Raw genomic sequence first — 8805 nt, forward strand, 5'->3', positions numbered from 1 at the left:
GGGGGTTGTGGGCCGGGCCGCTCGCCCTCACCCGTTCCCGCCCCCCCCCCGGGCGCGGGGGGGGGGGGGGGCGGGGGGGGCCCCCCCCCCCGCCACCGGTTAGCCCACCCCCAAGATCACCTCAAGGATCCGACATGCAACCGTCCGTAACGCGCTGGAAGACACTCGTTCGTACCACCGCGCTGTCCCTGCTCGCCGTCGTCGCGGCAGCCGGCGTCGGCATCGGCCCCGCCCGAGCGGCCGACGGCAACGTCGCCTGGACGGTTCGGACTGCCTCGAACAGCTACGGCGAAGCCCGGTCCAGCTACAGCTACAACGTCAACCCCGGTGGGACCGTCGAGGACGCCATGGTGGTGGCCAACCGCGGCCCGGCGCCGCTGACCCTCGCCGTGTACGCCGCCGACGGCTTCACCACCGACGCCGGGCAGCTCGACCTGCTCACCAGGGACAAGAAGTCCGTAGCGGTCGGCGCCTGGGTCAAGGCCAGCGCCGGCAGCGTCGTGGTCCAGCCCGGAAAGACCGCACAGGTCCCCTTCACGATCAACGTCCCCGCCAACGCCACGCCCGGCGACCACGTCGGCGGCATCCTCACCACGCTGACGCAGTCCGACCAGGCCGAGGGCATCAACGTGGACCGCCGCCTCGGCATCCGGATCACGCTGCGGGTCGGCGGCGAGTTGAAGCCGAACCTCGCGATCGAGAACCTCCACGTGACGTACGACGGGTCGTCCAACCCGCTCGCCAAGGGCGACGCCACAGTCGCCTACACGATCCGCAACACCGGCAACGCGGCCCTGTCCGGGAAACAGGCAGTCTCGGTTTCGGGTCCGTTCGGCGTACTGCGCGCCCGAGCCGGTGACATCGCCGCGCCGCCGCAGCTGCTCCCGGGCGAGAGCTGGGACGTGACGGTGCCCGTACGCGGTGTCGCTCCCGCCGTCCGGCTCGCGGCGACCGCCACCGTCACTCCGCTGCTCACCGACGCGTCGGGCTCCACCACCTCGCTCAAGACGGTGGAGGCAACGGCACACGGCTGGGCCCTGCCGTGGACTGTCGTCCTGGCGCTCGTCGTGCTGATCGCCCTGGTCGTCGGGGCGTACCTGTACCGCCGCCGCAGCCGGACGCAGCGCCGGGCACGCGAGGACGCCCGGGTGCGCGACGCGGTCGCGCAGGCCCTCGGCGGTCGGGAGCCGAAGACGTCCTGAACGCCTCTGCTCAGCGCCGCCATGTCCGGCGGCCAAGATCGCGCGTCGGATCAGGTCGACGGCCACCCGCGACCACCACGGTCGCCCTTGTGGGTGAACGGCACTCAGCACCGGCTCGGGTCCGCCGCCGACCCGGCATGCTGCGACGGTGACGCCGGCCCGGAGAGGAAGCCCACATGGTTGACGCGGACGTGCCAGAGCGGATGCAGGCTGCGGCCCTGGACGAGTTCGGCGGGCCGGAGGTGATCACCCTGCGGAAACTTCCGGTGCCGGAGGCCGGCGCCGACGAGGTGCTGATCAGGGTCCTGAGCGCCGGCGTCGGGGTGTGGGACGTGTACGAGCGACAGGGCGTGCTGGTGCCCGAGGGCAGCGAGTTTCCGATCGTGCCCGGCTCGGACGGCGTCGGAACCGTCATCGCGGCCGGCAGTCAGGTGACCGATCTCGCGGTGGGTGACCTGGTCTACGTCTCGGCCACCACCCGACCGAAGGGCGGCTTCTACGCCGAGTACGCGGCCGTCAAGGCCGAGTACGCCGCGAAGGTGCCCGAGGGTGTGCCGGCCGAGCACGCCGGTGCCATGTCCACCGACGCGCTGACCGCGCTGGCCGGGCTGGACACCCTCAGCCTGCCGGGCGGCGCCTGGCTGCTGATCTTCGGTGCGAGCGGTGGGCAGGGCCACCTGGCCGTGCAGTTGGCCAAGCGGCAGGGCCTCAACGTCATAGCGGTGGCCTCCGGCCCGGACGGGGTGGCGCTGGTGACCCGCCTCGGCGCCGACGTGTCCGTGGACGGGCACGCCGACCCCGCCGAGGTGCTCGCGACGATCCGGGACGCCGCCCCGGGCGGGGTGGGCGGCATCCTGGCGATGGCCGGCGGCAAGACGTTGGACCGGCTCACCGAGACGCTCTCCGACGGCGCGGTCGTCGCGTACGCCCACGGGGTGCGGCCGGAACCGCGCGAACGGTCCGGTGTGACGGTCCGGGCGTACGACGGTGTGGCCAACCGCCAACAGTTGCAGCGCCTCAACGAGCTCATCGAGGCCGGGCCGTTCGTGGTGCACGTCGCCGAGAAGTTCCCGCTGGGCAAGGTGCACCAGGCGCACAAGCGCCTGGAAACCTCCTACCTGGGCAAGCTGCTGCTGACGATCGCCTGAGACGTCAGCCGACGCGCTGCTGCGGCACGCGTACCGACGCCATGCCGGCCGCCGTCGCGGCCTGGATGCCCAGGTCGGTGTCCTCGAAGACCAGGCAGGAGCCCGGGGGTACGCCGAGCTGCCGGGCTGCGAGCAGGAACGCCTCCGGGTCGGGCTTGGCCCGCGTGTAGTCCTCGGCGCACACCAGCACGTCGAAGCGGTCCAACAGATCGAGCGCGTCGAGGGAGGCGGTGACCGTGGCGCGGGTGCTGCCGGAGACGACGGCGAACGGCACCCGGCGGTGGGCGTCGTGGATGTGCGCCACCACCTCGGGCACGGCGGTGACCTGCGGAAGCAACTCCTGGAAGATGCGCTCGCGGTTCTCGACGACTGTCTCCACCGGCATCGCCAGACCGTGCCGCTCGTTCAGCGCGACGATGATGTCGGCGGTCGGCCGGCCACCCCACGCGTAGAAGAGGTCCTCCGGGAACTCGCAGCCCCACTCGTCGAGCGCCCGCTGCCACGCCAGGTAGTGCAGCGGCATCGAGTCGACGATGGTGCCGTCGCAGTCGAACAGGTACGCGGCGAACTCACCGGGCGGCAGAGGCAGAGTCATCGGGGAAGGGTACAGCGGGCGTCCGCTCAGTCCTCGGTGACGGATGCCAACCAGCGCAGCAGGTGCGCCCGTTCCGGCTCGGTGCCGACCAGCGCCAACGCCTCCCGGTACGCCGTCGCGGCCTCGTCGAGGCGGCCCAGCCGGCGCAGCAGGTCCGCCCTGGTCGCGGGGTACAGGTGATAGCCGCGCAGACGTGGATCGTCGGCCAACCCGTCCAGCAGGGCGAGCCCGGCGTCCGGCCCGTCCCGCATCGCCACGGCGGCGGCCCGGTTCAGCGCCACGACAGGTGAGGGGACCATGCCGAGCAGCACGTCGTAGAGCGCCACCACCTGGGGCCAGTCGGTGCTGGCCACGTCGGCCGCTTCGTCGTGCAGGGCGGCGATGGCGGCCTGCACGCCGTACGGCCCGGGCGTCGGGCCGGTCAACGCGACGAGCACCAGCGCGCGCCCCTCGTCGATCATCTCGTGGTCCCACAGTGCGCGGTCCTGGTCGTCGAGGAGGACCACCGCGCCGTCCGGCCCGGTCCGAGCGGCACGCCGCGCGTGGACCAGCAGCAGCAACCCGAGCAGCCCGGCGACCTCCCGCTCGCCGGGCAGCAGCCGGCGCAGGATCCGGGCCAATCGGATGGCCTCGTCGGCGAGGTCGGTCCGCTGGAGTTCGGGGCCGGAGCTGGCGGCGTACCCCTCGGTGAAGACCGAGTAGACGGCCTGGAGCACCGTGGGTAGGCGTCCGGGCAGCTCGTCCGCGCCGGGCACCCGGAACGGGATGCGGGCGTCGCGGATCTTCCGTTTGGCGCGAACGAGCCGCTGGGCCATCGTCGCGTGCGGCACCAGGAAGGCCCGCGCGACCTCCGCCGTGGTGAGCCCGGCGAGGAAGCGCAGGGTGAGCGCCCCGCGGTCCTGCGCGGGCAGGGCCGGGTGGGCGCAGGTGAAGAAGAGCGCCAACCGGTCGTCGGGCAGGTCCGGGTCCGCGTCGGCGGGCGGCGCGGGGTCGGCCCGCTCGGCCTCCGCCTGGAGTACGGCCAGCCGGGTGGCCAGCACCCGGTCGCGGCGCAACCGGTCGACGGCGCGGCGGCGGGCCGTGGTGAGCAGCCACGCGCCGGGCCGGCTCGGGACGCCGTCGACCGGCCAGTGCGTCAACGCCGCCTCGATCGCCTCGGAGGCGACCTCCTCGGCCAGGTCGAGGTCGCCGAAGCGGTGTACGAGCGAGGCGAGCAGCCGGCCGTGCTCCTCCCGGAACACCGCCTCCACCCCGGCTGTCGCCTCCGCGCCCGTCACGGTCAGACCTCGACCTCGATCTCGGCGACCGGGCGCACCTGCACCGATCCGCTGGCGATGGCACCGGGGCTGCGGGCCGCCCACTCCAGCGCGACGTCGAGATTCGGCACGTCGATGATGTCGTACCCGCCGAGCACCTCGCGGGTCTCGGCGAACGGCCCGTCGGTGATCGTGCGTTCGCCGTCCGGGCCCACCTGCACCGTCGTGCAGGTGGTCAGGTCCTGCAACGGGTGCCCGGAGACCCAGATCCCGGCGTCCTTCATCTCCCGGTCGTAGCGGACCCAGTCCTCGAAGGTGCATCCGTTGCCGGCCTCGCCGTCGCTCGCGGGGCTCATGAACAGCAGCATGTACTTCACGTCTCGGCTCCTCTCGGTGCGGCGGGATCGCCGTACAGCATGACGACGAACGAGAGCCCGGGATGTCGACACGGCAGCTGGAACTTTTCCGAGGCTCAGGGGCGCACCTGTCGCGCCGGTTCGACCAGCTCGCCACGCCCGTCGATCCGCCGCTCGTACCAGGTTACGGCGATCAGCAGCAGGGTCAGCAGGGCCAGCTCGGCAAGCGCGGGCAGCGACCGCGCGACCGGCAGCAGGAGCAGCGGCAGCAGCGCGGCGACCCCCTGCCCCGGGTGTACGGCACGGAGGGTGAGCCGGCGGAAGACCAGCCGTCCGAGCAGGTAGAGGGTGGCGCCCGCGTAGAGGGCGGCGGCGGAGGGCCAACTCAACCGGGCGGTGTGCGCCGGCTCCTCGGTGAGCTGGCCGAGGACCTGCTCGATGCCGAGCGCGACGTAGATGGTGCCGATGATCAGGGGGGCGTGCGCGAGGCCGTACGCGTCGCCGGCGACGTGGGATCGCCGTTCGGCGGGAACGCGCATGACGGACTGCCGGGCGGCGGGTGCCAGCCGGTCGAAGTAGAGCCACCACAGGCAGATCGTGACGACGAGGCCGAGCAGCGCCGCGACCAGGGCGGCCCCGGTCGGCGCCATCGTCCTCGGCCCGGTGCCCGCGGCGATCAACGCCTCGCCGAGCGCGATGATGAGCACCAGGCCGAACCGTTCGGTGAAGTGGTCCAGGCTGCGCAGTGGCCAGGGACGGTAGACGGAGGCCACTCGGGAACCGCCGATGTCGACCAGGAAGGCGACAGTCCAGAGCACGGTCTGGGCGACGCCACCGAGCAGCGCGCCGACGACGAGCGGAAGCCAGGCCGCGGTGACCGGCACGACGAAGAACCGCAGGGTCGAGCGCAATTGTGGATCATCGGCACTCGCCCAGAGCAGCACCACGAGCTGCACCGCCCGGGTGACGAGGTAGGCCAGCGCGAGGGTGAGCGGCGGGTCGAAGAGGCCCGGGCGTTGCCGCCAGGCGTCCGGCAGCACCAGCGCGGCCACGAATATGGCGGCCATCGCCAGCAGGGTGGCCGCGCGGGCCGGGCCGACGTCCGCGCGGACCAGGTTTCCCAGCCAGAGGTACGGGCCCCAGGAGTAGATCAACAACAGGAGGAGGAGCAGTCCCTGGGCCAGGGTGAGGGCGGTCGGAGGCTGCGCCATGAACGTGATGACCCGGGTGAGCGCGAACACGAAGACCAGGTCGAAGAAGATCTCGAACATCGTCGTCCGGTGCGCGTCACCGGCCGGGGCCGGACGAATCCCCCTCATCCTGGCATTCTGCGCCCTCCGGAGGAGACGTCGGGTCTCCCCGTCCGGATGGGGAGACCCGATCGTGGCCGCGCTAGTCAGGCCGGCGCGTCCGTCCGCCGCCGGTTCCGCTCGGCCCGTCGCCGTATCTGCTGGTACGCCCCGGTCAGTCCCATGGCCCGGCGTACCTCCATCAGGGTCTGGCGCACCTCCTGCCGGGTCCGCTCGGTACCCTCGACGATCAGTCGGTCGACAAGTCCCCGGTCGGCCTCGATCGCGGCCCGACGCTCCCGAATCGGCGCCAGGAACGTCTCCAGCGCGACGACCAGCCGCTCCTTGACCTCCACGTCACCCACCTTCCCGGCGCGGTAACGGTCGGCCAGGTCGGCCACCTCGGCACGGTCCGGGTTGAACACCTCGTGGTACGCGAAGACGGGGTTGCCCTCCACAGTCCCCGGCACGTCGGCCCGCACACGGTTCGGGTCGGTGTACATCCCGCGCACCTTGCGGCGCACCGTGGCCGCGTCGTCGGACAACGCGATCGCGTTACCCCGACTCTTGCTCATCTTGGCCGTGCCGTCGGTGCCCACCAGACTCGGCGTGTCCGCCGGGATCAGCTCGGGCACCGGGAAGACCGGCCCGTACAGGTGGTTGAAGCGGCGGGCGATCTCCCGGGTCACCTCGACGTGCGCGGCGTTGTCCCTGCCGACCGGAACCACCTCACCCTTCACGCACAGGATGTCCGCGGCCTGAAGCACCGGATAACCCAGCAGCCCGTACGGCATCTCCTCCTTGCCCGCGTCGCGGGCCATGTCCTTCAACGAGGGCACCCGTTCCAGGCGGGGCACGGTCACCAGGTTCTGCAGGAGGGTGTTGAGGTCGCCGACCTCCGGAATGGCCGACTGGAGGTAGAACGTGGCTCGCGCCGGATCGACGCCGGCGGCAAGGATGTCGGTCACCATCTCGCGGGCGTTGCCGGAGACCTGGTCGATGTCCTCCCGCCGGTTGCGGGTGGTCAGCATGTGCAGGTCGGCGATGATGAAGAAGCTCTCGTAGCGCTGGTGCAGCCGCACCCGGTTGGCGATGCTGCCGACATAGTGGCCGAGGTGCAGGCGGCCGGTGGGCCGGTCGCCGGTGAGCATGCGTGCGATGGACATGGCGAGGCGCCTTTCGTGCGGGTAGGTGGGTCACGCGTGGGCGCGCGCCGAGCGGGGCGGACTCGCCCCCTCGGTCAGCGGAAAACAGGGCTCAGCGAGCCGTCCGCCATCGCGCGCCGGCGCGGAACCGCAGACCACCGGCACGGAGTACGTCCAGGAAGTGCTCACGGCCGTCGCCGGAGCTGATCGGGAACACGGGCACGACACCGCGCGGCAGACCGTCGACCACAGCGACGGCCTCCGACACGCAACTGCCCGTCCGGACCACGACCTCACAGTACCGGGGGTGTCAGTCCCGAGGGGGCAGGTGGCGGTCCGTGTAGTACCTGCCGACCCGGTCCCGGTACTCCGGGTCGGTCGATTCCGGGTCGTACGGTGGCGCGTCCTTGATCTCCTGCCGGGTCCGGTCGACGTGTACGACACGGTCCAGGTGGTCGACCCGTTCCACGGTGCCGGCCGGCAGCAGCACCTTCTGACCGAGGATCCACGGCCCGGTGTCCACCACCAGGTGTCCGGCGTCCGCCTCGTCGCTGGCCTCGTCGATCGTGCCGATGCGCCCGTCGCTCGCCTGCACGTGGTAGCCGACCAGGTCCACCGGAGTGCCGGGGCCGGGGGCGTCGGGGCCGTCGTGCACAGCGTCCGGGCCGTCCGTCGGGGCGGCCGAGGGGGTGGTCTGCGTGTATCCGCCGGCCAGGGCGGAAGGGTCGCGCCAGGCCCAGGGATTGAAGATCGAGGGTTGCACGGGTACCTCCGGGGGCGGTCCTCAGCTGTCCTGGATCGAAGTGCCCGCCCGGGCGCGGCCGGAAACGGATCACCGGGGCGCGAGCCCCGGTCGGCGGGTGCGGCCCGGACGTCGCGTCCGCCGTGCCCTTGGCCAGCTCGCGGGGCACGGTGCGCTGGCATACTCGGCTGCCATGGTGCTGTCGCGAGGGTGGGCGCTCTTCCTGGTCGGGGTCGGTATCTGGACCTGGGTGATCTGGCCGAGGTTCGCTGTCGCCATCTGGCAGGACCCCCGATCCTGGTCCTCCGGCACGGTGGCCGAGGGCGCCACCACCAGCTTCCTGTGGGTGCACGCCCTCCTGATCGCCGCGTCCCTGGCCATCGGGACGACAGTCGGCGTACTCGGTATCCGAGCCTGGTTCGCCGCCCGCCGACGGCAGGCGTCCTGACCTCCGCCGCAGCTCAGCGGGGCTCCCCTTGGTTTATCGGGCCCGGACGGGAACGAGTGTGACGCGGGACGCCACCCGCCGATTTGACGATCAAACCCACGGACGCGTAACTTTCTCTCTGCCAGCGCGGAACGGGGCAAACAGGGCGAAAGACCTGGAGCACCGGATCGGGCAGGTAACCGGGTCAGGCAGGGGTTCGCCTCTGCGGACGCGGTTCGGGCGGGGCTCACCGGATCAGCCGCGAGGCGGATTTGGTGCAGCGGAACCGACCGGGTAAGGTTCACGACCGGCAGGGAACCGGGCGAGACTGCGGGAGACCGCAGCGGCCGGCCTGCCAAATCCGACGACCTGACGCAGCGGTTCGCTGCTGCGTGAGTGCGCCGGGACCAACCCGTACGAAGCACGACAGACCGGTACACACGGTTTGACACGGCGAAGACGGTGAGGTAACGTAGTAAAAGTGCCCGGCGCGAGAGCGGCGGGACACGGAACGAAAATGCCCCAGGATGGTGGCCCACAGGTTGGGCTGTCTGATCGGTGTGTGGTTGTTCTTTGAGAACTCAACAGGGTGCTTGTAAAGCCAGTGCCAATTATGATTTATACCCCGGACTGGTCGGGCCTTCG

General features: G+C 71.7%; 10 protein-coding genes. 3 read left to right on the forward strand and 7 right to left on the reverse strand.

The window, feature by feature from the left end; all coding sequences use genetic code 11:
* Positions 1-134 precede the first annotated feature (134 nt).
* Positions 135-1202, forward strand: coding sequence for a DUF916 domain-containing protein (locus AB0K10_RS33055; RefSeq protein ID WP_363690144.1), 1068 nt, complete (start codon positions 135-137; stop codon positions 1200-1202).
* Positions 1203-1378: 176 nt separating this feature from the next.
* Positions 1379-2350 carry an NADP-dependent oxidoreductase gene (locus tag AB0K10_RS33060; protein WP_363690146.1) on the forward strand — a complete coding sequence of 324 codons (972 nt, stop codon included), beginning with the start codon at positions 1379-1381 and terminating at the stop codon, positions 2348-2350.
* Between the two features lie 4 nt (positions 2351-2354).
* Here AB0K10_RS33060 and AB0K10_RS33065 read toward each other — a convergent pair whose 3' ends face one another.
* From AB0K10_RS33065 to AB0K10_RS33095, 7 genes are all read right to left on the reverse strand, one after another.
* Positions 2355-2945: an HAD family phosphatase gene (locus tag AB0K10_RS33065; RefSeq protein ID WP_363690148.1), complete on the reverse strand. Its 591-nt coding sequence runs from the start codon at positions 2943-2945 to the stop codon at positions 2355-2357.
* A gap of 26 nt (positions 2946-2971) precedes the next feature.
* The gene (locus AB0K10_RS33070) at positions 2972-4222 is read right to left on the reverse strand and encodes a sigma-70 family RNA polymerase sigma factor (protein ID WP_363690150.1); all 1251 of its coding nucleotides are present in this window, start codon (positions 4220-4222) and stop codon (positions 2972-2974) included.
* Positions 4223-4224: 2 nt separating this feature from the next.
* The gene (locus AB0K10_RS33075; protein WP_363690161.1) at positions 4225-4569 is read right to left on the reverse strand and encodes a YciI family protein; all 345 of its coding nucleotides are present in this window, start codon (positions 4567-4569) and stop codon (positions 4225-4227) included.
* A 104-nt stretch (positions 4570-4673) separates the two neighbouring features.
* Complete coding sequence (locus AB0K10_RS33080) at positions 4674-5876, reverse strand: low temperature requirement protein A (RefSeq protein ID WP_363690152.1); 1203 nt, start codon at positions 5874-5876, stop codon at positions 4674-4676.
* A 77-nt stretch (positions 5877-5953) separates the two neighbouring features.
* The gene (trpS, locus tag AB0K10_RS33085) at positions 5954-7012 is read right to left on the reverse strand and encodes a tryptophan--tRNA ligase (protein ID WP_363690154.1); all 1059 of its coding nucleotides are present in this window, start codon (positions 7010-7012) and stop codon (positions 5954-5956) included.
* A 91-nt stretch (positions 7013-7103) separates the two neighbouring features.
* A complete protein-coding gene (locus tag AB0K10_RS33090) occupies positions 7104-7280 on the reverse strand; it encodes a hypothetical protein (RefSeq protein ID WP_363690156.1) in 177 nt (58 codons plus the stop codon).
* A gap of 21 nt (positions 7281-7301) precedes the next feature.
* Positions 7302-7754, reverse strand: a complete 453-nt coding sequence (locus AB0K10_RS33095; RefSeq protein ID WP_363690157.1) for a PRC-barrel domain containing protein — start codon at positions 7752-7754, stop codon at positions 7302-7304.
* A 172-nt stretch (positions 7755-7926) separates the two neighbouring features.
* On the opposite strand from AB0K10_RS33095, the gene AB0K10_RS33100 reads away from it, so the two are divergent.
* Positions 7927-8181 (forward strand): hypothetical protein, encoded by a 255-nt coding sequence (locus tag AB0K10_RS33100; protein WP_363690159.1) that lies wholly within the window; start codon positions 7927-7929, stop codon positions 8179-8181.
* Positions 8182-8805 lie beyond the last annotated feature (624 nt).

The organism is Micromonospora sp. NPDC049274 (assembly GCF_040678875.1).
Classification (GTDB): domain Bacteria; phylum Actinomycetota; class Actinomycetes; order Mycobacteriales; family Micromonosporaceae; genus Micromonospora.